The 22,609-nt window shown below is 68.0% G+C and carries 24 protein-coding genes; 7 read left to right on the top strand and 17 right to left on the bottom strand.

Translation table 11 applies throughout. The features are described from left to right. The first annotated feature begins 133 nt into the window (after window positions 1–133). Entirely contained in the window at window positions 134–379 is a 246-nt protein-coding gene (locus DN824_RS14655) for a hypothetical protein (RefSeq protein WP_138409148.1), read from the top strand. A gap of 52 nt (window positions 380–431) precedes the next feature. Here the strand turns inward: DN824_RS14655 and DN824_RS14650 are convergent, their stop codons facing one another. Together DN824_RS14650 and DN824_RS14645 are read right to left on the bottom strand one after the other, a co-directional pair. Beyond that, on the bottom strand, window positions 432–1,139 hold the full coding sequence (locus DN824_RS14650; RefSeq protein WP_138409147.1) for an LrgB family protein: 708 nt from the start codon (window positions 1,137–1,139) through the stop codon (window positions 432–434). Beyond that, complete coding sequence (locus DN824_RS14645; protein WP_138409146.1) at window positions 1,136–1,504, bottom strand: CidA/LrgA family protein; 369 nt, start codon at window positions 1,502–1,504, stop codon at window positions 1,136–1,138. The genes DN824_RS14650 and DN824_RS14645 overlap by 4 nt, the downstream gene beginning before the upstream one ends. A 351-nt stretch (window positions 1,505–1,855) precedes the next feature. Between DN824_RS14645 and ccoG the strand changes: the two genes are divergently transcribed. The 3 genes from ccoG to DN824_RS14630 all read left to right on the top strand — a co-directional run bounded on the left by ccoG (window position 1,856) and on the right by DN824_RS14630 (window position 5,157). Continuing rightward, window positions 1,856–3,265, top strand: coding sequence for a cytochrome c oxidase accessory protein CcoG (gene ccoG, locus DN824_RS14640; protein ID WP_138409145.1), 1,410 nt, complete (start codon window positions 1,856–1,858; stop codon window positions 3,263–3,265). A gap of 108 nt (window positions 3,266–3,373) precedes the next feature. Further along, complete coding sequence (gene mapR / locus DN824_RS14635) at window positions 3,374–4,783, top strand: GntR family transcriptional regulator MpaR (protein WP_138409144.1); 1,410 nt, start codon at window positions 3,374–3,376, stop codon at window positions 4,781–4,783. Between the two features lie 77 nt (window positions 4,784–4,860). After that, complete coding sequence (locus DN824_RS14630) at window positions 4,861–5,157, top strand: GNAT family N-acetyltransferase (protein WP_138409143.1); 297 nt, start codon at window positions 4,861–4,863, stop codon at window positions 5,155–5,157. Window positions 5,158–5,167: 10 nt separating this feature from the next. Here the strand turns inward: DN824_RS14630 and DN824_RS14625 are convergent, their stop codons facing one another. The 10 genes from DN824_RS14625 to DN824_RS14585 all read right to left on the bottom strand — a co-directional run bounded on the left by DN824_RS14625 (window position 5,168) and on the right by DN824_RS14585 (window position 12,967). Then, complete coding sequence (locus DN824_RS14625) at window positions 5,168–6,052, bottom strand: DMT family transporter (RefSeq protein WP_138409142.1); 885 nt, start codon at window positions 6,050–6,052, stop codon at window positions 5,168–5,170. 62 nt (window positions 6,053–6,114) lie between these two features. Further along, complete coding sequence (locus DN824_RS14620) at window positions 6,115–6,714, bottom strand: LysE family translocator (RefSeq protein WP_138409141.1); 600 nt, start codon at window positions 6,712–6,714, stop codon at window positions 6,115–6,117. A gap of 82 nt (window positions 6,715–6,796) precedes the next feature. Then, window positions 6,797–7,636 (bottom strand): AraC family transcriptional regulator, encoded by an 840-nt coding sequence (locus tag DN824_RS14615; RefSeq protein WP_138409140.1) that lies wholly within the window; start codon window positions 7,634–7,636, stop codon window positions 6,797–6,799. Window positions 7,637–7,757: 121 nt separating this feature from the next. Continuing rightward, on the bottom strand, window positions 7,758–8,768 hold the full coding sequence (locus DN824_RS14610; protein WP_138409139.1) for an alpha/beta hydrolase: 1,011 nt from the start codon (window positions 8,766–8,768) through the stop codon (window positions 7,758–7,760). 24 nt (window positions 8,769–8,792) lie between these two features. Then, window positions 8,793–9,218 carry an organic hydroperoxide resistance protein gene (locus tag DN824_RS14605; protein ID WP_138409138.1) on the bottom strand — a complete coding sequence of 142 codons (426 nt, stop codon included), beginning with the start codon at window positions 9,216–9,218 and terminating at the stop codon, window positions 8,793–8,795. Window positions 9,219–9,264: 46 nt separating this feature from the next. Then, entirely contained in the window at window positions 9,265–9,396 is a 132-nt protein-coding gene (locus DN824_RS22825; protein WP_282096987.1) for a hypothetical protein, read from the bottom strand. Between the two features lie 364 nt (window positions 9,397–9,760). Beyond that, on the bottom strand, window positions 9,761–10,204 hold the full coding sequence (locus DN824_RS14600) for a MarR family winged helix-turn-helix transcriptional regulator (RefSeq protein WP_138409137.1): 444 nt from the start codon (window positions 10,202–10,204) through the stop codon (window positions 9,761–9,763). Between the two features lie 72 nt (window positions 10,205–10,276). Continuing rightward, window positions 10,277–11,290, bottom strand: a complete 1,014-nt coding sequence (gene cydB / locus DN824_RS14595) for a cytochrome d ubiquinol oxidase subunit II (RefSeq protein ID WP_138409136.1) — start codon at window positions 11,288–11,290, stop codon at window positions 10,277–10,279. An 18-nt stretch (window positions 11,291–11,308) separates the two neighbouring features. Next, window positions 11,309–12,682: a cytochrome ubiquinol oxidase subunit I gene (locus DN824_RS14590; RefSeq protein ID WP_138409135.1), complete on the bottom strand. Its 1,374-nt coding sequence runs from the start codon at window positions 12,680–12,682 to the stop codon at window positions 11,309–11,311. A gap of 60 nt (window positions 12,683–12,742) precedes the next feature. Next, window positions 12,743–12,967 carry a DUF2188 domain-containing protein gene (locus DN824_RS14585; protein ID WP_138409134.1) on the bottom strand — a complete coding sequence of 75 codons (225 nt, stop codon included), beginning with the start codon at window positions 12,965–12,967 and terminating at the stop codon, window positions 12,743–12,745. A gap of 663 nt (window positions 12,968–13,630) precedes the next feature. Here DN824_RS14585 and DN824_RS14580 point away from each other — a divergent pair. After that, on the top strand, window positions 13,631–16,297 hold the full coding sequence (locus DN824_RS14580) for an ATP-binding protein (RefSeq protein ID WP_414718418.1): 2,667 nt from the start codon (window positions 13,631–13,633) through the stop codon (window positions 16,295–16,297). Between the two features lie 10 nt (window positions 16,298–16,307). Here DN824_RS14580 and DN824_RS14575 read toward each other — a convergent pair whose 3' ends face one another. After that, window positions 16,308–16,664 carry a response regulator gene (locus DN824_RS14575; RefSeq protein ID WP_138409132.1) on the bottom strand — a complete coding sequence of 119 codons (357 nt, stop codon included), beginning with the start codon at window positions 16,662–16,664 and terminating at the stop codon, window positions 16,308–16,310. Further along, a complete protein-coding gene (locus DN824_RS14570; RefSeq protein WP_138409131.1) occupies window positions 16,661–18,367 on the bottom strand; it encodes a histidine kinase famiy protein in 1,707 nt (568 codons plus the stop codon). The genes DN824_RS14575 and DN824_RS14570 overlap by 4 nt, the downstream gene beginning before the upstream one ends. A gap of 246 nt (window positions 18,368–18,613) precedes the next feature. On the opposite strand from DN824_RS14570, the gene DN824_RS14565 reads away from it, so the two are divergent. Further along, on the top strand, window positions 18,614–18,901 hold the full coding sequence (locus DN824_RS14565) for a DUF1330 domain-containing protein (RefSeq protein ID WP_138409130.1): 288 nt from the start codon (window positions 18,614–18,616) through the stop codon (window positions 18,899–18,901). 42 nt (window positions 18,902–18,943) lie between these two features. Here the strand turns inward: DN824_RS14565 and hda are convergent, their stop codons facing one another. The 3 genes from hda to DN824_RS14550 all read right to left on the bottom strand — a co-directional run bounded on the left by hda (window position 18,944) and on the right by DN824_RS14550 (window position 22,024). Continuing rightward, window positions 18,944–19,648, bottom strand: a complete 705-nt coding sequence (hda, locus tag DN824_RS14560) for a DnaA regulatory inactivator Hda (protein ID WP_138409129.1) — start codon at window positions 19,646–19,648, stop codon at window positions 18,944–18,946. Next, entirely contained in the window at window positions 19,645–20,730 is a 1,086-nt protein-coding gene (locus tag DN824_RS14555; RefSeq protein ID WP_138409128.1) for an AI-2E family transporter, read from the bottom strand. The genes hda and DN824_RS14555 overlap by 4 nt, the downstream gene beginning before the upstream one ends. 175 nt (window positions 20,731–20,905) lie before the next feature. Then, window positions 20,906–22,024 (bottom strand): DUF2066 domain-containing protein, encoded by a 1,119-nt coding sequence (locus DN824_RS14550; RefSeq protein WP_138409127.1) that lies wholly within the window; start codon window positions 22,022–22,024, stop codon window positions 20,906–20,908. A 291-nt stretch (window positions 22,025–22,315) separates the two neighbouring features. Here DN824_RS14550 and DN824_RS14545 point away from each other — a divergent pair. Beyond that, window positions 22,316–22,609, top strand: a 294-nt coding sequence (locus tag DN824_RS14545; protein WP_349751666.1) for an AIR synthase related protein, incomplete at its 3' end; no start/stop codon positions are given.

The raw sequence follows: 22,609 nt of genomic DNA, 5'->3' as shown, positions 1-22,609 counted from the left end.
GAATCGGCGCAAGACCGGTATCGCGACGCGCCGTTCGTCAGCGTCCCCGCCCCATCGGGCCGGAAGGCATCACATGACGGGCAACCCGTCCGATGCTTTCTATACTCGCTGGACCACCCAGGGAGACACCGCCATGCGCCGCACGATCGCCTTCATTGCCGCCACCCTCCTCAGCGCTCCGTTGTGGGCGATGCACTGCCCGAGCGACATGGCCGAGATCGACCAGCAGCTCGAGGCCAACCCGCCCAGCGACCCGGCGACCCTGGAGCAGGTGCAGCAGCTGCGCGCCCAGGGCGAGGCGTTTCATGAAGCCGGCGACCACGCCCAATCCGTGCAGGTGCTGGGCGAGGCGCTCGATCTGCTCGAGGCCTCGCGCTGACCTTGCAGCAACCTGATCCGGCTAGCCAGGAACCTGGCCATTCGCCGAGGGCTCAGAGCATCAGCGGCAGAGTCAGGGCGATCATCACGCCCAGCAGGCTCATGCCGAGGGCGGCGAAGGCGCCGCACTCGTCCCCTTCCTCCAGCGCCCGCGCGGTGCCGATGGCGTGGGCGTTGATGCCATAGCTCAAGCCGCGCGCGGCGGGGTTGTCGACGCCGGCCCAGCGCAGCAGCAGCGGGCCGAGCGCGGTTCCGATCACCCCGGTCAGCATCACGAACACCGCCGCCAGCGCCGCGATGCCACCCAGCTGCTCGGCCACCAGCATGGCGATCGGCATGGTGGCCGACTTCGGCGCCAGGCTCATCAGCACGGTCAGTTCGGCGCCCAGCAGCCAGGCGACGCCGAGGGTGATCGCCACCCCCAGCACGCCGCCGGCGACGAGCGTCAGCAGGATCGGCCAGAACAGCTGGCGGATGCGCTTGAGGTGGCGATACAGGGGTACGGCCAGCGCCACCGTGGCCGGCCCGAGCAGCAGCGCGATCGGCGAGGCGCCTTCGCGGTAGCGTGCGTAGTCCAGCCCACCGAGGTGCAGCGCGGCGACCACCAGCAGCATCGCCACCAGCACCGGCTGCAGCACCAGCCAGCCGCTGCGCCGGTAGACCAGCAGCGCCAGCTGGAAGGCGACCAGCGTCAGGCCGACCGGAAACATCGGGTGCTCGCGCACCATGACCCACAGGGCGTGCCAGTCGAACCCGCTCATGCGTCCTTCTCCGTTCCGGCCGCATCCATGCGCTGCGCCAGACGCTGCATCAGCCATCCGCAGAACGGCACGGTGACCAGCAGCGAGACCACCAGCCCCGCCGCGATCGCCGGCAGATCGCCGAGCAACGCCTCGCCGCTGACCATGATCCCGGTCGCCGGGACCACCAGCAGCAGCGGCAGGTACTGCAACAGGACGCCCGCCGCCTGCTCCAGCGGCTGTGGAATGCCACGGCGCAGCAGCAGCCAGCCGAACAGCAGGGCCATGCCGATGATCGGCCCGGGCAGCGCCGGCAGCAGCAACAGGTTCAGCACGCTGCCCAGAAGCTGCAGCAGGACCAGCCAGGTCAGGCCTTTCAAGATCATCAGGGGTCTCCAGACATCATTCGGAACGGGGCGCGGTGCGTCGGCCGAGCGACCATATACCACCGGTCGTGGCCAGGCGTCTTCGACGCATCCCGCGACGCGCGCACCAAGCAAAGGACTATCGCCCAGGTGCGCCACACTGAAACAGACGCAGATGTGATGCGCAAAACCATATCAGAAGGCGTGCCACCTCTGTCGGGCTGACCTGGATCAAGGCTGCTTCAGGCCTGTTCTGATAGCCGCACCGCGCCACCCTTCTGATCCGCTTTTTTATCGTTCAGCTGAGGCTGTTATCCACACAGATCGGCGGGGATCATGCGCCGGCCTGAACAGTCCAAGGGGCCGCGCGCCATGACCGAACGAATTCCCGCCACCCTCATCGACACCCTCGACCCTGGCCGGCCCGTACGCCTGACGCCCGCTCGCAGCGGTGGTCCGATCCATACCCGCAGCTTCACCGGCACGATCCGCACCCTTCGCCTCGTCACCGGCGCCCTGCTGTTCCTGTTGTTCTTCGGCACCGCCTGGCTGAACGTCGACGGCCGCCAGGCGGTGCTCTGGGACCTGGGCAAGCGGCAGTTCCACATCTTTGGCGCAACCTTCTGGCCGCAGGATTTCATCCTGCTCTCGGCGCTGCTGATCATCGCCGCGTTCGGCCTGTTCTTCATCACCGTGCTGGCCGGCCGCGTCTGGTGCGGCTACGCCTGCCCGCAGAGCACCTGGACCTGGATCTTCATGTGGGCCGAAAAGGTCACCGAAGGCGACCGGCTCAGGCGGATCAGGCTCGACGCCGCGCCCTGGAGCCTCGGCAAGCTGTTGCGCCGCTCGGCCAAGCACGGGCTCTGGCTCGCGGTGAGCCTGGCAACCGCGATCGCCTTCGTCGGCTATTTCACCCCCGTGCGGGCGCTGGTAGTCGACCTGTTCAGCCTCAGCCTCGATGGGCAAACCGCGTTCTGGCTGTTCTTCTTCACCGCCGCGACCTACCTCAACGCCGGCTGGCTGCGCGAGAAGGTCTGCGTACACATGTGCCCCTACTCGCGCTTCCAGAGCGTGATGTTCGACGCCGACACGCTGATCATTTCCTACGACGCGACGCGCGGCGAGAACCGCGGGCCGCGGCGCAAGGACAGCGACCCGGCCGCCCAGGGGCTCGGCGACTGCATCGACTGCAGCATCTGCGTGCAGGTCTGCCCCACCGGCATCGACATCCGCGACGGCCTGCAACTCGACTGCCTGAGCTGCGGCGCCTGCATCGATGCCTGCGACTCGGTGATGGACTGGATGGGCTACGCCCGTGGCCTGGTGCGCTACACCTCCGAACGGGCGCTCGAAGGCGGCAAGACCCGCCTGTGGCGCCCGCGCCTGGTGGGCTATGCCATGGCCCTGCTGGTGATGCTAGGCGCCTTCGCCTGGGCGCTCGAGGCGCGGCCGCTGCTGTCGCTGGACGTCACCCGCGATCGCACGCTGTTCCGGGAAAACACCGCCGGCCAGATCGAGAACATGTACAGCCTCAAGCTCATCAACAAGACGCAGCAGCCGCGCCAGTACCGCGTGTCGGTCTCGGGCGAGGACTACGCCCTCAGGGGCCGGCAGGAAATCGCCCTGGCGCCCGGCGAGATCGTCGACCTGCCCGTCAGCGTGGCGCGCCTGCGGGAAACCGGCCAGACCGCCAGCCGCATCCGGTTCAACCTCGAAGACCTGCACGACCCGGCCAGCCGCACCAGCAGCCCGAGCACCTTCGTGGCGCCCGCCAACCGCTGAGCGCACGGCCGCCGACAGGGCGGCCGTTGCGCCACACACCCGGAAAGTGCCTTTGTGATGACGGGATCAGTAGACTGTCCGGCGCCCTACATGCCAGGCCAGGACAGGATGAAGCGCTACGAAAGATTCGCGGATGAAATCGCCGAGCTGATCCGCAGCGGCGTCCTCAAGGGCGGCGAGAGAATCCCCTCGGTGCGGCACGCCAGCAGGACCTACGGCGTCAGCCCCTCGACCGTCTTCCAGGCCTATTACCTGCTCGAAGACCGCGGCCTGATCCAGGCCCGGGCCCGCTCCGGCTACTTCGTGCGCGAGCATGCCAAGCGCCCGCTCAACGAGCCCGACATCAGCGCCCGCGCCGGCGAAACCACCGAGGTCGGCGTCAGCGAGCTGGTGTTTTCGGTCCTGGCCTCGCTGCGGGACCCGCAGACCGTGCCCTTCGGCTCGGCGTTTCCCAGCCCGGGCCTGTTCCCCCTGCCCCGCCTGGCCCGCTCCATGGCCCACGCGGTGCGCGACATGCCGGCCGGCGCGGTGATCGCGGAGATGACCGCGGGCAATCCCGACCTGCGCCGGCAGATCGCCCTGCGCTACATGGTCAGCGGCGTGATGCTGCCGCTGGAGGAACTGGTCATCACCAACGGCGCCATGGAGGCGCTCAACCTCTGCCTGCAGGCCGTCACCGAGCCGGGCGACCTGGTGGCGATCGAGGCACCCGCCTTCTACGCCACGCTGCAGGTCCTCGAACGGCTCAAGCTCAAGGCCGTGGAAATTCCGGTGCATCCGCGCGAAGGCATCGACCTCGACGTGCTGGCCGACAGCCTGCGGCGCCTGCCGATCAAGGCCTGCTGGTTCATGAGCAGCCTGCAGAACCCGCTCGGCGCCAGCATGGGCGAGGCGAAGAAGGACGCGCTCTACGCGCTGATCGAGCAACATCAGGTGCCGCTGATCGAAGACGACGTCTACGCCGAGCTGTACTTCACCCGGGAGCCGCCCAAGCCGGTCAAGAGCCGGGACCGCCAGGGGCTGGTGATGCACTGCGGCTCCTTTTCCAAGAGCCTGGCGCCCGGGTATCGCGTCGGCTGGGTGGCGGCCGGACGCTTCGCCGAGCAGGTCAGTCGGCTGAAGCTGATGACCACCATCTCCCCGTCGGTCCCGGCCCAGGCGGCCATCGCCGACTACCTGCAGCACGGCGGTTACGATCGCCACCTGCGCAAGCTGCGCCACACGCTGGAAATGCAGCAGGGCGCGATGCTCGCCTCCGCCGCCCGGCATTTTCCGGCCAGCACCCGCGTGACCCGACCGGGCGGCGGCTATTTCCTCTGGTTCGAATTCCCCGAGCCGGTGGACTCGCTGCAACTGCTGCATCTGGCCCTGGCCCAGGGCATCAGCCTCGCCCCCGGGCCGATCTTCTCGGCCACGCAGCGCTTTCGCAATTGCGCCCGGCTCAACCACGGGCACGCCTGGGATCAGCGCAGCGAGAACGCCATGGCGCTGCTCGGACGCATGATCAAGTCGTTCTGACCCCGCTGCGCGCGGCGGCCGAACCCGCCGGTCGCTTGCGACTCCTAACAGTGACGGTCACCTCGATGGAGCCTGCGATGAGCGAAGACGTGAAAGTCAGACACGACCCCGGGCAGAGCCGCTACGTGCTCGAAGTGGACGGCGCGGTGCGCGGCCACGCCGACTACACCGAACAGGGCGAGCGGCGCCTGTTCACCCACACCGAAGTGGACCGGGACCTCGAAGGCCGGGGCCTCGGCGCCCGGCTGGTGAAAGAGGCGCTGGAAGACGTGCGCCGCTCCGGAAAGCGGCTGGTGCCGCTCTGCGCCTTCGTCAAGGCCTACGTCGAACGGCACCCCGAGTGGCGCGACCTGGTAGACGCACCGAACGGCTAGGCTCGCAGCCTCAGCGCCGCGCCAGCCACACCCCCGTCGCCGAGAGCAGCATGCCGACGACGGCCAGGGGCGCCAGCACCTCGCCGAACAACAGCCAGGCGATCAGCGCGGTGGTCGGCGGCGTCAGGTAGAACAGGCTGGCCACCTTCACCGCGCTGCCCTGGCTGATCATCTTGTTGAGCAGCGTAATGGCCCCGATCGACAGCACCAGCACCAGCCACAGCAGCGCGAAGACGAACTCGCCGTTCCACTGGATCTCGCGGGTCTCGGTGACCAAGGCCACCGCACCGAGCACCAGCACGCACGGCAGGAACTGGATCACCGAGCCGCTGCGCAGGTCGAACGCCGGGCAGAAACGCTTCTGGTAGAGCGTGCCCAGGGTGATGCTGCACAGCGCGAACAACGCCGGCCAGACCCAGTGCAGCAGCACCTCCAGGGTGACGCCGTCGAGTTCGAGCTTGCTGCCCAGCACCAGCAGCACCCCGCCCAGCCCCAGCCCCAGGCCGAGCCACTGCCGGCGCGTGACCTGCTCGCCCAGCAGCAACCCGGCCAGCAGCGCGGTGAGCAGCGGCTGCAGGCCGACCACCAGCGCCGTCGGCCCGGCCGGCAGGCCACGGTCGATGGCGGTGAACACGCCGCCCAGATAGCCGCCGTGCACCAGCAGGCCGGTGACCGCGATATGCATTGCCGCGCGCGGCGTCGCCGGCCAGGGCGCGCGGGTCAGCAGCGCGATGGGCGTCATCAGCAGTACGACGAGGATGAACCGCACCACGTTGAAGGTCAGCGGCTCGACATAGGGCAAGCCGAACTTGGCGCCGATGAAACCAGTGCTCCAGAGCACCACGAAGGTGACCGGCAGAAACAGCTGCAAACTGAGGACGGGACGCTGAACCATGATCGATGCCAGCCGCAAGTCGGAGCGGCATTCTACGAGAATCCCAGGCGGGCGACAGCCGTTCAGCCGAGCAGGCTGGCCCAGGCCGACCCGAGCAGCAGCAATGCCATCAGCTGGTTGAAGCGCCTGAGCGCGCGCGCCGAGCGCAGCAGCCGGGTCGCACCGATGCCCAGCAGCGCCCAGACGCCCAGGCAAGGCAGCGCCACCAGGAAGAACACCAGGGCGAACAGGGCATAACGCGCGGCGCTGGCATCGGCCCCGGCGAACAGGCTCACCACCGCCATGGCCATCATCCAGGTCTTGGGATTGACCAGCTGCAAGCCCGCGCCGCCGGCCAGCCCCAGACGCCGCACCGGGGCCTGGCCGTCCTTCTCGATCGGCTGCGCCTCGCTGCGAAAGATCTGCCAGGCCAGGTAGCTGAGCCAGGCCACCCCGAGCCAGGCCATGGCGCGCTGCAGGCCGGGATGGCCGAGCAGCCACTGGCCGATCCCCAGGCCGACCAGCAGGACGATGCCCGCCGCGCCGGCACAGGCCCCCAGCACGATCGGCAAGGCACGCCACAACCCGTAGCGCGCGCTGTTGCTGAGCACCAGCAGGTTGGTCGGCCCCGGGGTGATGGAAGCGACGAAGGCGAAGAGGACGAACGGCAGCAACTGGCTCATCGCGGCCGCCGTGACGATGAAGACGTGGACATGGTGGCTCCGGAAAAGAAAGGGTCGGGAGCCGATTGTCGAGCGGTCGTGCTCAGGCGTCTGGAAGATTCGAGCAGCGCGTGCGGTAGTGAGCCGGGGTCAGGCCATAGGCGCGCCGGAACCAGCGCCCCAGATGGCTCTGGTCGGCGAAACCGAGCGAGGTCGCGACGCTGGCCGGTGTCAATCCCAGGGCCAGCAACTGCCGTGCGCGGGACAGGCGCAGCTGCACCAGGTAGGCGTGCGGCGCCAGACCGAAGGCGGCCTTGAACGCCCGCGACAGACGAAAGCGATCGACCCCGCAGGCCTGCGCCAGATGGTCCAGGCCGATGTCCTGTTCCAGGTGCGCATGCAGGTAATCGCGGGCGCGCAGCGCCACCAGCGGCAGGCGCGGATCATGGTCGATGCGCGGGCGCCACTGCAGGTGCGCCGCGAGCTTGCCGAGCAGACCGTCGAGCGCGGCCTGGCGGACGATGCGCATTTCGCTGCCCTGCAGCACCCGGTAGGCGCCGGCGATGCGAGCGATCAGCTCGGGCTCCTCGGCCAGGGTGGCGGCGAACCGGGGCTGGCAGTCGCCCGGCGCGTCCTCATGCAGGCTGCGCAGCTCGCGCTCCAGCCAGTGGGCGTCGAGATAGAGCATCGAATAGGTGAAGCCCTCTTCCGTCGGCGCATGCCCGTCGTGCAGCTCGCCGGGTTCGAGCAGAAAGACCTGCCCCGGCGTTGAACTGTGCAGCACCTTGCGGCAGTGAAACTGCTGGACGCCCTGCTCGGTGAAGCCGATCAGGTAGCTGTCGTGCCAGTGGGGATCGTAGGCGTGGCCCTGGAAATGGGCACGGATCGTCTCGATGCCGGTTTCGGCATCCTGGTTGAACGTGATCCAGCGGTGGCTGCCCATGATGGCTCCATGAGTGATGCGCCTGACAGGGCATCATACCCAGCACCTGGCGCAGCTTCTGGAACATTTGTGCACAAACCCCGGCCGCCTGAGGCGGTCGGGGTCGGTGCGTTGCACAGGGTTACTGCAGGTGGGTCTTCAGCGCGTTGCCGGCCTGCTCGACGGCGGCCCGCGTGCCGGGCAGCTGGCCGAGGGCGTTGAGCAGCCCGAAGTCGTGGATCATCCCGTTGTAACGGGTCGCCACCACCGGGACGCCGGCGGCATCGAGCTTGCGCGCATAGGCCTCGCCCTCGTCACGCAGCACGTCGAACTCCGCCGTCTGCACCAGGGCCGGCGGCAGGCCGCGCAACCGCTCGACATCCGCCCGCAGCGGCGAGGCGTAGACCTCGGCGCGCTGCTTCGGGTCGGTGGTGTAGTTGTCCCAGAACCAGCCCATCATGTTGCGCGTCAGGAAGTGGCCCTCGGCGTACTGCCTGTACGAGGCGGTCTCGAAGCTCGCGTCGGTCACCGGCCAGAGCAGCGCCTGGAAGCGGATCGCCGGGGCGCCCTTGTCCTTGGCCATCAGGCTGACCACGGCCGCCATGTTGCCGCCGACGCTGTTGCCGGCGACCGCCAGGCGCTTGCCGTCGACCTGAATCTCCCGGCCATGCTCGGCTACCCAGCGCGTCGCGGCGTAGGCCTGGTTGATCGCGGTCGGGTACTTCGCCTCGGGCGAAGGCGTGTAGTCCACATAGACCGCCGCCGCGCCGGACGCCACCACCAGGTCGCGGATCAGCCGTTCGTGGGTCGGGAAATCGCCCAGCACCCAGCCGCCGCCATGGAAGAACATGAAGACCGGCAACTCGCCCTTGGCGCCGACGGGGCGAACGATGTTCAGCCGGATCGACTCGCCGTCCACCTCGATGGTGCGTTCGCTGACATCCGCCTCGGGCAGCTCGGCACCGGCCTGGGCTCCGCTCAGAACGGCGCGGGCGTCCTTGGGCGACAACTGCTCGATCGGCTTGCCGCCGCCTTTTTCCAGCGCCTCGAGAAAGGCCTGGGTCTGGCGTTCGACGCCGGGGCTGCCGGCGGCGAGCGCGGCGCCGGCCGACAGCGAGAGGATGGCGAGAGAAAGGGTCTGCTTGATGTTCATGGGGTTGCTCCTCTGTCGGGCCGCTCAGGCCAGGGTCAGGGTGACGTCGATGTTGCCGCGAGTGGCGTTCGAGTAAGGGCAGACGATGTGCGCCTTCTCGACCAGCTGGCGCGCTTCTTCGCGGTCCATGTCCGGGAGGGTGATCTTCAGCTCGACCTCGATGCCGAAGCCGGTGGGTATGGCGCCGATGCCGACGAAGCCTTCGACCCAGGTCTCGGGCGACAGTTTGTGCTTGTCGCGGGCGGCGACGAATTTCAGTGCGCCGAGAAAACAGGCCGAGTAACCGGCGGCGAACAGCTGTTCGGGGTTGGTGCCCTGCCCGCCCGCGCCGCCCAGTTCCCTGGGCGTGGTCAGGCGCACGTCGAGCACGCCGTCGGAGGAGATGGCACGGCCGTCACGGCCGCCGGTCGCTTCAGCGGAGGCGCGGTAGAGAACGTTTTCGATGGTCATGGTGAGGTTCCTTTTTTCCGTGTGGGTCAGGTTCGTTCCGGGGCTCTCAGCCCTGGTGGGTCGTCAGCCAGGTGGGGTAAGGCGCCTGCAGCCGACGGCCGCTTTCGTCAGGGCTGGCGTGCACGGCTGCGCTGGAGACAACGGCAATGGCGAGAACCCATGGAGTGATGCGTTTCATCTGTCTTTCCTCTTCATGGTGGTGACTGTCGGCAGGTGCCGTCAGGGAGGAAGCAGGCGCTGCCTTTGATTATCTCGATAACTACTTGCGCACTAACCTGTTCCTTGAAGCAAACATTAGTACGCATTAATTTTGTACGCAAACTATTTGTTAGAACCTTTGGCTTTCACAGCTGGGAGGAAATGGCATAAGCCCCGGCTTCCGAGGGCTACAGAGGGCCTGACGTCCTCGCGACGTCCTTTTCGCGACCAAGATCAGGCCCTCCTCCCCACGGTCTGCGCGATTGTGGGAGCGGTCTCGACCACGAGCTTTTTGGCTGGCCTACGCCTGACACCTCAGGCGTAGGCCACGAGCGCCGAGGAAACTACAGCGAGGTATGCAGGTGCCGGCGCAGCTCCACCAGCTCGTGCTTGAGTGCGGCGAGTGCGGCGGGCGTCATGCCGCTGGACGAGAGGATGCATTGGGGAAACGCCTTGGCCTCCTTCTGCACCTCCCAGCCCGCGTCGGTCACCCGCAGCTGGACGACACGCTCGTCGTTGCTGCTGCGGGTGCGGGTGATCAGCTCCATGGCCTCGAGACGCTTGAGCAGCGGAGTCACCGAACCCGGGTCGGTGAGCAGTCGGGCGCTGAGCTCGCCGACGGTGATCCCGTCGCTTTCCCAGAGCACCAGCATCGCCAGGTATTGCGGATAGGTCAGCCCGACCTTTTGCAGCAGCGGCTTGTAGACCTTGGTCATCATCAGCGAGGTGGAATAGAGGGCGAAGCACAGCTGGTTGTCCAGCAGCAGCTCATCGCAGGATTCGGCCATGGGGTCGGGCTCCGGTTGATCAGGGCATAACGTTAACGCGCTAAAAGCCTGGCTGCCAGCGATGACGCCGGCTCAGTCGGGCGAACGTTCCCCGCGCGGCCGTACCTTGCCGCGAAACACCCAGAAGCCATAGGTACTGTAGGCCAGGGTGAAGGGAATCAGCCCGGCGAAGCCGATCAGCATGAACCCCAGGCTCGAGCGCGGCGACGCGCCCTGCTCCAGGGTCAGCGACGGCGGAATGAGGGTCGGATGGAGGCTTGCGAGCAGGCCGGCGAACAGCACCACGACCGCACCGAGCACCATGAACAGCGGCAGGAAATCGTGCCGGCTGCCGAGCACCGTCCAGAAACCGAGCGCCAGGGCCGCGAGCAGCCCCAGCCAGGTCGCCAGCAGGGGGAGATCGTCCCAGCGATCACGCAGGCTCGGCTGCACCAGCCCGCTCCACCCGATGGCGGCGCCGGCCACCAGCAGCGTCAGCAGCCCGAGCACCCTCGCCTGTCGCCGCGCCTTGGCCTGCAGCTCGCCGTCGGTCCTCCAGACCAGCCAGCACGCGCCGAGCAGCGCATAACCGGCCACCAGCGCCAGGCCGCAGAACAGCGAAAAGCCGCTCAGCCAATCCCAGCCATCACCGCTGTACTGGCTGCCGTCGTGGGGAATGCCCTGCAGCAGCGCGCCGGCCAGCACGCCCTGGGCGAAGGTCGCCAGCGTCGAGCCCAGGATGAAGGCCAGGTCGTAGGCACGTCGCCGGCGCGCGTTTCGTGCGCCGTCGCGATACTCCAGCGCCACGCCACGCAGGATCAGCGCCAGCAGCATCACGAACAGCGGGATGTAGGTGGCCGTGAAGAAGATGCTGTAGACCGCCGGAAACATCGCGATCAGCCCACCGCCGCCCAGCACCAGCCAGGTCTCGTTACCGTCCCAGATCGGCAGGATGGAAAACGCCATGACGTGACGCGCCTCCTCGCCCGGGTTGGCCATGAACAGGATGCCGACGCCCAGATCGGTGCCATCGAGCACCACGTACGTGAGCACGCTGAAGGCAAGCGCGCCGGCAGCCAGCAGGGGTAGCAGCGAATCCAGGGGCATGATTCACCTCGCGTGGCGTCAGTCGACAGGCGGGCTTCGCAGCCCGGGTTCAGGTTCGCGCTCGCCCTGCTCGGGAGGCCGGCGCAGCGCGCGCAGCAGATAGGCCAGGCCCAAGCCGAACACCAGCAGGTAGACCGCCAGGATGCTCAGCGTCGAGCTGGTCACGAACGACAGCGAGACCGGCGAGCGGCTGTCCGCGGTACGCAGCAGGCCATAGACGGTGAACGGCTGGCGCCCGACCTCGGTGACCACCCAGCCGCAAAGCATCGCGACGAACCCCGCCGGCGCCATCCACACCGACGCCCGTTGCAGCCAGCGCGCCTCATACAGCCGGCCACGCCAGCGCAGTACCAGGCTGGCCGCTCCGATCCCGGCCATCAGCAGGCCCAGTCCCACCATGATGCGGAAGGCGAAGAACACGATCGGCACCGGCGGAATGTCTTCGGGCGGGAATTCGTTGAGGCTCCTGATGGTGCCGCTCAGGTTGTGGCGCAGGTACAGGGAGCCCACGTTCGGGACCGCCAGCTCGAAGTGATTGCGCCGCGCCTGCATGTCGGGAATCGCGAACAGCCTCATCGGCTCGCCCTGCCCCGGCGGCGGCCGATCCCACGCGCCCTCTATCGCCGCGACCTTCTGCGGCTGGTGTTCGAGGGTGTTTTCCCCGTGCAGATCGCCTACCAGGATCTGCAGCGGCGCGAGCACCGCGATGACCCACAGGGCCATGGAAAACATCACCCGCGCGCCCCGGTTGCCCCGGTCGCGCAACAGGTGCCAGGCACCGGTGGCCGCCACCATCAGCGCGGTGGCCAGGAACGCCGCGAGGGTCATGTGGGTGAAGCGATAGGGAAACGAGGGGTTGAAGATGATCGCCAGCCAGTCCTGCGCCTCGAAACGGCCATCGGGGCCGATCACGAAGCCGGCCGGCGTGTGCATCCAGGAATTGGCCGAAAGTATCCAGAACGCGCTGAACAGCGAGCCGAGGGCCACCATGCAGGTGGTGAAGAAGTGCAGCTTCGGTCCGACCTTGCGCATGCCGAACAGCATGATCCCGAGAAAGCCGGCTTCGAGAAAGAACGCGACCAGCACCTCGTAGAACATCAGCGGACCGATCACCGCGCCGGCCAGCGTCGCCAGCCGCCCCCAGTTGGTGCCGAATTCGAACTCCATGACGATCCCGGACACCACGCCCACCGTCACGTTGAGCGCAAATATCTTCAGCCAGAACTTGTAGAGGTCCAGATAGAGTTCGTCGCGGGTGCGCAGCCAGAGGCCTTCGAGCACCATCAGGAAGTTGGCAAGGCCAATGGAAAAGGCCGCCAGCACGATGTGGAAACTGATGGTGAGCCCGAACTGGATGCGGGCGGCCAGCAAGGCCGGATCGTCGACGTCCATGCGCTGAGGCTCCGCTCGCTCAGGTCGCTCGGCTCACCGGGATGCGGCGACGGTGGCGCATCAGCCCGGCGACCGGGCCGGGTCCGCCGCCCGCGGATAGGTGCGCTCTTCCTCGAACGTGCCATCCGCGCGATGGATCTTCACCGATCCTTCCTTGCCCGCCATGTAGCCGGGCACCTGGCGCACCAGTTCCTCCTTGGTCGGCGCTTCGAGTACCGCGCGCGTACCGCCCTCTTCCAGCAAGGCCCAGCCCGCGCCGACCTGTTTCACATGATAGTTCTGCACGCCCGTCTCCTCGTCGTAGTCTCCAGGCTCTAGAGCCCCGACACCGGAGCGAGGTTCCACAGCGCGCGTCGGCAGGTGAATATTTGCCGCTGCGCTCGACTGGCGGCGCGATTACACTCCGATCATCGGCGGTTCGCCGGGTGCCCGCCCGGCACTCACTCCGACCGCCCATGGCGCTACGCCCACCGGGATGCAATGGCAGGAAACCCCATGGATCAGAACGCACACACGCCACTGCGGACCGTTCGGCTGCGACGTCGCCTGCTGACCATCGCACTGGCCGGCATCGTTCCGCTCGCGCTGGCCGCGGGCCTCGGGCTGCTCGCGATCATCCACGAACAGCGGCACCAGACCGAGTTGCGCGGCCTGGAAGTGACCCGCCTGGCCGCCACCGCGATCGAGGTGGAGGTGCAGCGCTCGATGGACGTCCTGCGGGCGCTGGCCCAGTCCGACCCGCTCACCGAAGGCGACATCCGCGCCTACGGCGACCTGGGTCGCCGCATGCTGCCGTTCATGCCGGGCTGGCAGTCGATACTGCTGATCGATCGCGACGGCCGGGTGGTGCAGCGCGTCGCCCGCGAAACACCCACCGCCGATGGCGCGCTGGCCGACCATGCGAGCTTTGCCGAAGTGCTGCGCACCGGCAACGCCCGGGTCGGCGACATGGCCCTCGGGCCCCGCGGCCAATGGGGCATCCCCTTGCGCGTGCCGGTGGTGCGCGGCGGGCAGATCCGCTATGTGCTGACGGCCGTGCTGCAGCCCCAGGCCATCCTCAACGTCATCAACAACCGGCGCCTGCCCGACGGCTGGGTGACGACGGTGCTCGATCGCAACGAAAAACGCATCGCGCGCACCCTGCATCACGAGGAGACCCTGGGCAGCTCGCCTACTCCCACCCTCCACGAGCTGCTTGCGCACAACCCGGCCCCCGAGGGCATCGGCGTGTCCGATACCGTCGAAGGCGAGTCGATGTTCACCGCCTTCGTGAGACTCGAAGAGCTCGGCTGGAGCATCGCCACCGGGATTCCCCGCAGCACCGTGGCGGCCGGGACAATGCAGTCGCTCCTGCTGTACGGCGGCGGGCTCGCCATGTCCCTCGCCCTCGCGGTGGCCGCGGCGCTGTTCGCCTCGCGGCGCATCAACGTGCCGATGCGCCAGCTGCGCCGCGCCGCCAGCGCCATCGGAAAACGCCAGGCGGTGCAGGCGCCGGCCAGCGAGATCGACGAAATCCGCGAAGTGGGCCATGCGCTGGAAATCGCCGCCCAGGCGCGCGACCTGAGCGAGCATGAACGCGACCAGGTGGTCTCGCGGCTCGAACAGGCCCAGCGCGAACTCACCCAGCAGGTCTCCGACCTGGAGCGCTTGCAGGCGCTGAGCAGCCGCCTGCTGCAACTGCCGTCGCTCGACGAGCAGCTCGCCAGCATCCTCGAGGTGCTGTGCGACCTGCATGGCGCCAGCCAGGGGCTCCTGTCCCTCAGCGAGAACGGCTCCCAGCCGCGCCTGCATTGCGCGCGCGGCCTGTCGCAGGCGGCGCTGGAATGGCTCGATGACCTCCAGCCCGGCCCGGACATCTGTGGCGGCGCCGTACTCAGTGGCCAGCGGATAGTGGCGGTGGAGACCGATCCCTGTTTCGCGCCCTTCGTGACGCAGGCGCGCCAGGAGGGTTTCCGCGCGACGCACATCACGCCGATCAAGCACAGCGATGGCACGGTGATGGGCGCCCTCACCATCCTGCTGTCCACGCCCCGCGAACCGAGCGAGCGGGAGATCCGCCTGGCCGATCTCACCGCCGACCTGGCCTCGGTGTTCATCGACCGCGACCGCGCGCGCACCCGGGCCGGCGCACTGGAACAGCGCCTGCAGGTCGCGCTCGATTCGTCCGCCGTGCCCTTCACCGTGATTTCCCCGCTGCACGACGACAGCGGCGTGATCCGGGATTTTCGCTGTGACTTCGTCAACCCCAGAGCCGCCACCATCCTCGCCTATCCGGTCAGGAAACTGACCGGCACCCAGGTCCGCGACCTGCTCCCGGACTGGGGCGACTCGCGGCTGTTCGCTACCCTGGTCGAGGTGGTCACCAGCGGGCGCTCCGAAGAATTCGAGTTGCGCTCGACCTTCCACGAGCAGGAACGCTGGTTCCATGTCATCGCCACGCCGTTTCGCTCGAGCGTGGCGGTCTGGTTCGCGGACTTCAGCGATCGCAAGCGCCAGGAACAGATCATCCTCGAGGCCGACCGCCGCAAGGACGAATTCCTCGCCACCCTCGCCCACGAGCTGCGCAATCCGCTGGCGCCGATTCGGCTGGCCGCCAGCGTATTCGGCACGCCCACCGCGAGCGAGGCGCAGAAGCAGCGCAGCCAGCAGGTCATCGAACGCCAGGTCAGGCACATGGCCCTGCTGCTCGACGACCTGATGGACATCTCCCGCATCACCCTGGGCAAGCTGATGCTGCGCAGGGAGCCGGTCGACCTGTGCAAGGTGGTCGAGGCCGCCCTGGAAACCGCCGGGGCCAAGCTCGAGGCCAAGCACCATCAGGTGACGGTGCAGCTGCCCGACGCGCCGGTGATGGTCAACGGCGACGCGCTACGCCTCGAACAGCTGGTCACCAACCTGCTGACCAACGCGGCCAAGTTCACCGCCGAAGGCGGCCATATCCGCGTCGAACTGCGTCACGAAGCCGGCCGGGCATGGGTGCGCGTCAGCGACGACGGACTTGGCATCGACGCCGAACACCTGGGGCTGATCTTCGAGAAATTCGCCCAGGTGGCCCCCACGCACCAGAGCACCGGGCTGGGTATCGGTCTGGCGCTGGCCCGGGGGCTCGCGCAGCTTCATGGCGGCGATATCGAAGCCAGCAGCGAGGGGCTCGGCCAGGGTTCGCAATTCACCGTGCACCTGCCGGTGCTGGAACGGCAGGCGCCGCGTCCGCCGGAACGTAAGGCACAGGCCCTGGGCAGCGCTGGGCGAAGCATCCTGGTAGCCGACGACAACCACGACATCGCCGAGACCATGGCCGAACTGCTGCGCCTGGAGGGGCATCAGGTGCACCTGGCGTTCGACGGGATAGAAGCGCTCGACGTCTTCCAGCGCATCCGACCGCAGGTCGCCTTGCTCGACATCGGCATGCCGGGCCTGCGCGGCGACGAAGTGGCACGCGCCATCCGCGCGCTGCCCGATGGCCGGGAGGTGGTGCTGGTGGCGATCACCGGATGGGGGCAGCCCAAGGACAAGGAGGCCTCGCTGGCGGCCGGCTTCGATTGCCACCTGACCAAGCCCGTCGACCTCGGCGAGCTGCTGGCCGCCATTGACCTGGCCCCCGGCGCCGGCTGACAGATCCACCTCAGCAGGATTCGAGCAACTCGCGCAGGCAACGGGTGAGCGGCGCCAGCCCCACGGGCTTGTTCAGCACACGGGTACGGGCCACGCCGACGAACGCATCGCTCGGGTAGCCGGAAACGACCAGCACGGGCAGCTCGGGGCGCCGCTGGCGAAGGCGCTCCACCAGTTCTCGGCCGTCCATGCCCGGCATCGCCAGGTCGGTCACCAGGACATCGACCGGATCGGCCTCGTCGAGACGCAACGCGGCTTCGCCACCGTAGGCCATGGAGACCCGGTAGCCATCGAGCTCCAGAAATGCCTGGAACAGACCCGCGATCTCCACTTCGTCGTCTACCACCAGGACATGGAGCGCGCTCATGCCGGCTGCCTTCGGCCGAGCAGCGCGTCCAGGTATTCGGCCAGCTCGCGCTGTTTGTAGGGCTTGTTGAGGATGTTCAGCGCGGAGGCGTCGACGCCCCGGCCCGCCAGGTCGTCGGCGTAGCCGGTGGTCAGCAGCACCGGCAACCCCGGGATACGCTCGCGCGCCCGTTCGGCCAGCACCAGGCCATTGATGCCGCCCGGCATGATCACGTCGGTAAACAGCAGATCGATGTCGCCGTCGCTTTCGTCGACGATCTGCATAGCCATCTCGCCGCTGTCCGCGGCCAGTACCCGGTAGCCGAGGGAAACCAGGTGGGCCAGGGTCACTTCACGGACGTCGCTGCTGTCTTCCACCAGCAGAATCGTCTGCTGACCGACGACGGCCGGGGGCGGATCGCCGAGCGGGCCCTCCTCCGGATGCGACGCACGCTCCCCGGCGACCGGGAAGATCATCCGCACCGTGGTGCCCTTGCCCACCTCGCTCTCGATCTCGAGCCGGCCGTGGGATTGCTGGACGAAGCCATGGACCATCGCCAGCCCCAGGCCCGTCCCCGGGCCCTTGGTGCTGAAGAACGGCTCCGAGGCGCGGCGCAGCACGTCGGGCGCCATCCCTTCGCCCTCGTCGATGACGCAGAGGACCACGTAGTTGCCCGAAGGAAGATTGTGCGCCGCGCTGCGCTCGGGGTTCTGCAAGGTCGCGGTGCCGACGGTGACCCGACCCCCGCTGGGCATGGCATCGCGGGCGTTCATCAGCACGTTGAGCAGCGCCATTTCCATGTGCGTCGGGTCGAGGGCGCAGGACGGCAGGCCCGGTTTGAGGTCCAGCCGCAGGTCGACATGCTCGCCCAGGGCGCGGACCGCCATTTCGCTGAACTCCACCACCAGCGTATTGAGGTTCAGCCGTTGCGGTTCCAGACGCTGCTTTCGGGCGAAGGCGAGCAGTTGCTGCGTGAGCTTGCCGCCGCGTTCGGCCGCCGCCTGCGCATGCTCGATGGCCATGGAAAGCGCCGAATTGTCGGCGACGCTCTGCTGCGCCACCTCCAGATTACCGGTTATGACTTGGAGCAGGTTGTTGAAATCATGGGCCAGCCCCGCGGTCAGCTGGCCGATCGCCTCCATCTTCTGCGCATGGCGAAACGACTGCTCGGAGACCCGGCGCTGGGTGACGTCGAGCTGGGAGGCGAAGAAGTACAGCAGCTCGCCGCGTTCGTCGAAGATCGGCCCGATGAACAGCGCGTTCCAGAACGGCGTGCCGTCGGCCTTGTAATTGAGCAGGTCCAGCGCCACGCCGCGGTGCTCTTCCAGGGCCTTGCGAACTTCCGCGACCGACTCCGGATCGGTCTGCTCGCCCTGCAGGAACCGGCAGTTGCGGCCCACCACCTGGTGCTCTTCGTAGCCGGTGAGGTCGAGAAAGGCCTTGTTGATGAAGACGACAGGGTTGTCGTGCTGGCGCGGATCGGTGATCACCATCGGCATGCGGGTCATCTCGACGGCCGCGAAGAAGACACTGCTGCGATCGTCCAGACCCGGCCGGGTGATGTAGCTGGCCTGCCAGTGCCGGAGGCCAGGGTTGTCGCCCAGCGGGTCCTGGCTGTTGCCCTCGAGCTCGCCGTTGGCGGGCAGCCCGCCGCTCTGCCCTCCGCCCTCGAGGTCGACGGGTCGTTTGTCTTCATCGCCTGGGTAGCGACTGTCTTGGGTCATTCACTTCTCCACGCTCTGACCCGCCCACCGCCGCAGCGAGCAAAACCGGTCGACTCATCTGCTTCGATGGCAAGAGGGCGCCGGGAGTTCAGCGTCTCGTGCGAGACGAACGCCGGATGGCCGCCGGACGAACGCCAAGGGGCTTGGGCAGAGTCGCCCCGATGGCGTAACGTCCTGTTCGTTGCGGACCGGCCCTGCACCAGGGAGGGCGATCCGCCCCAACCCAATCCAGCAGGAGCGACACCGATGCCCGCCTATTTCGTTGCCATCCGCGAATCGACCCAGGACGCCGAAGAACTCAAGACCTACAGCGAGAAGGCGGCGCAGGCGCGCACCGATGCGCTGACGCCCCTGGCCTTCTACGGCCCGTTCCGCATGACCGAAGGTGAGCCGATGGAAGGCGCGGTGATCCTGCAGTTCCCCACCTTCGAGGACGCCGAAGCCTGGTACGACAGCCCCGCCTACCAGGAAGCGGTGGTGCATCGCTTCCGCGGCGCCACCTACCGCACCTTCATCATCCAGGGCGTGGAGTGAGACGCTCGCCGGCCCGCCCGACCGGGCCGGCGGACACCCTCGCTACCAGCCGAGGGTTTCCTTGAGAAAAGGGATCGTCAGCTTGCGCTGGGCCTGCAGCGAGGCCTGATCGAGCTGATCGAGCAGATCGAACAACGCGTTCATGTTGCGCGAGCCACGGGTCAGGATGAACCGGCCGACGTCGTCCGGCAGGTTGAGTCCACGACGGGACGCTCGCAGCTGCAACGCGCGCAGCTTGTCCTCGTCCGACAGCGGCTGGAGCATGAACACCAGCGACAGGCTCAGGCGCGACTTGAGGTCCGCCAGTTGCACCGGCAATTCGCGTGGCGCGCTATTGGCCGCCAGCAGCAGACGCCGGCCGCCGTCGCGCAGGCGATTGAACAGGTGGAACAGCGCCTCTTCCCAGACCGGATCGCCGGCGACCGCATCCAGATCGTCCAGGCAGACCAGCTCGCTCTGCTCCAGATCGTCCAGCAGCGCAGTGCCGTATTCGGCCACCTCGCCGAGCGGCAGGTAGACCGCCGACTCGCCGCGCTGCTGCAGCCACAGGCAGGCCGCCTGCAACAGGTGGCTGCGCCCCACCCCGGCGGGGCCCCACAGGTAGATCAGCTCGTCCGACCAGCCGGCCTGCGGCGAACAGAGGCGCTCGACATAGCCCAGCGCCGCGGCATTGGCGCCGGGATAGAAGTTGGCGAAGGTGGCGTCGTCGCGAAGGCGGACGCCGAGCGGGAGCTGGATGGGTTTCATGGCAGCCTGGGTTGTTCGGCCGGATCCATGGCCGGATCGGCGTAAAGGCCGGAGAGTTTATAGACATCGTGCATGTGGCGCAGCAGCACCATGATCACCGCGGCCACCGGCAAGGCCAGCAACACGCCGGTGAACCCGAACAACTGCCCGCCGGCCAGCACGGCGAAGATTACCGCCACCGGGTGCAGGCCGATGCGGTCGCCCACCAGCAGCGGCGTCAGCAGCATGCCTTCGAGCAACTGGCCGATGGTGAACACCGCCACGACGCCCAGCAGCGGATACGGCTCGAGGCCGAACTGGAACAACGCCGCAATCAGCGCCGCGCCGATGCCGACCACGAAGCCCATGTAGGGCACCAGGCTGGCCAGCCCGGCCAGCACGCCGATCAGCAGGCCCAGCTGCAGGCCGAGCAGCATCAGGCCACCGGCATAGACCACCGCCAGCGCCAGCATCACCAGCAACTGGCCGCGCAGGAACGCGCCGATCACCTCGTGGCATTCGCCCATCAGTTCCACCACCAGCGACTCGCGGCGCCGTGGCAACAGGTCCCGCAGCCGGGCGACGATCAGGTCCCAGTCGCGCAGCAGATAGAAGCTGACCACCGGGATCAGCAGCAGGTTGGCCACCCAGGCGAGCAAGGCCAGGCTCGACGCCGTCGCCCGGCTGAACAGCTGCGCCAGTACATCGGTGGTGCCGCCCAGCTGCCCGGCGAAGGCGGCCTTGAGCTGATCGAAGCGCCAGAAGCCCTCCTCCAGCCCGAAGCGCGCCTGGGCCCACGGCAGGGCCACCTGCTGCAACCAGTCCAGCGCCACCGGCGTCAGCTGGTACAGGTGCATCAGCTGGCGTCCGAGCATCGGCACCAGCACCACCAGCAGCACCACGCAGACCAGGCTGAACAGCCCGAAGACCACCACCACGCCCCAGGTGCGGGACAGCTTCAGGCGCTCGAGCCGATCGACCAGCGGATCGCCCAGGTACGCCAGCAGGATGCCGATCAGAAAGGGCGTGAGGATCGGCTTCAACAGGTACACCAGCCAGCCGCACAGCAGCAGTCCGGCCAGCCACAGCCAGCGGTTGTTCATTCGATGCCTCGTTTCGACAGGTTGAAGGGTCCGGACGCGACTCGCCGGGCAGAGCCCAGGCGGGTCGCCCCGTGGGCGGCGGGCAGGCCGGTCTCAGGAAGGGTGTTGAGGGGATGCATGGCAGTCCTTTGCGCTGCGGGGCGCGGACCCGGCATACCGGGCCCGCGCGAGGCGGTTACCAGCTGAAGCGCATCACCGTGCCGCGATCCGCTGCGGCGGGCGCTGCTGCGGGAGGCTGATCGGCTACGGGCTCGCCATCGGCGGGAAGCCCCTGCGTAGCGCCGTCGACATCGACACCGGCATCGGCATCGATCTGCAGCGCATCGTCCGGTACGGCGACCGGCTCTGGCGGGATTTCGACCTCCCGCAGACGCGCCAGGGCCAGCTGGCTGCGCAGCTGTTCGGGGCTGGCATTGAGGCGGTAGACCAGCATGTCGTCGTCGATGCGCAGCAGCGTGCCACCGAAGGGCGCGACCAGCTTGTCCAGTTCCGCGAAGCGGCTGATGTCGGCGCCGACGATCTCCAGGGTGATCTCCGAGACGGCGCCAGGCGCCACCACGAAACGCGGCGCCAGGAACTGGCCGGCCGCGCGCATGACCGCATCGGCGAGCGCCTCGCGGCTGTCGCCATCGGCCTTGCCGTGGCCGCGCTCCTCGCCGTGCCAGAGCTGCCAGTCGGCCTGCCAGGCGCCATCGGCTTCACGGGCGTAAACCGCCAGCATCACATCGGCGTCGTAGCGCTCGGACAGCATCCGCAGGGCATCGCCGCTGCTCGCCCTGACCGCCTCGGGCGTGGCTTCGAGCTGCTCGCTCAGGTCCGCCAGCGGCAGGTGCAGCGGCAGACCGCGGTGGCGTCCGGCTTCGCGCAGCAGCGCCGCACTGCTCTGGTTGTCGCCGACCAGCTGGCTGCCGTCGACCGTTTCGTAGAGCCACCAGACGAGCACACCGGGCCGATTGGCGCCCCACAGGGGCAGGCCGGCCTGGCGCAGGCTGCGCTCGACGGTCGTCTGGTCGAAGTCGACGACCAGGCTGTTGCCGTCATAGCTGTACTGGCGTACGAGCTGTTGGGGATCGTCACGCAGCGCGGCGACCGCCTCGCTCCTGGCGGCCTGCTCGTCGCCGGTCAGGCGCAGCACCAGCGTATCGAAGGCACGCTGCAGGGCCTGCTCCTGCTCGCCCGACTGCTGGCTCTCGACCGGCTCGCGCACCTGGAACAGTCCGCGGGTCTGCTCGGCATGGCCGGGCAGGGCCAACGACACGAGGCACAGCAGCAGTACGCGGGAAATCATGTGCATGGGTCAGTCTCGAGAAGCGCCGCGTGCCGGCACGCGGGCGAATTGGAAAGGGCCTATTACCTTAAACAGCCGCCACAGCGCGAGCAACCGCACCGTAGACGCAGCGCGACGGCGCCGGCAAAGGTCATTGCCCGGCGAGCAGCGGGCGCCGCGCGGGATGGTCGCTGTGCGGCAAGCCTGATAAAATCGCGGGCTTTTCCGCAGACCGGCTCCGGCGCTTTGCGAAGCGCACCGAACAGCGTTTCCGGCCCGGTCGATTCTCCCGCACCTCCTCTGACAGGCCCGGACTCTATGAGCAAGCAACCCTCCATCAGCTACAAGGACGCAGGCGTCGACATCGATGCCGGCGAAGCCCTGGTCGAACGCATCAAGGGCGTGGCCAAACGGACCGCGCGGCCGGAAGTGATGGGCGGGCTCGGCGGCTTCGGCGCCCTCTGCGAGATCCCGGCCGGCTACCGTCAGCCGGTGCTGGTGTCGGGCACCGATGGCGTGGGTACCAAGCTGCGCCTGGCGCTGAACCTGAACAAGCACGACAGCATCGGCCAGGACCTGGTCGCCATGTGCGTCAACGACCTGGTGGTATGC

The sequence above is a fragment of the Stutzerimonas nosocomialis genome (assembly GCF_005876855.1).
Lineage (GTDB): Bacteria > Pseudomonadota > Gammaproteobacteria > Pseudomonadales > Pseudomonadaceae > Stutzerimonas > Stutzerimonas nosocomialis.
This window is presented reverse-complemented; position numbering and strand designations above follow the sequence as displayed.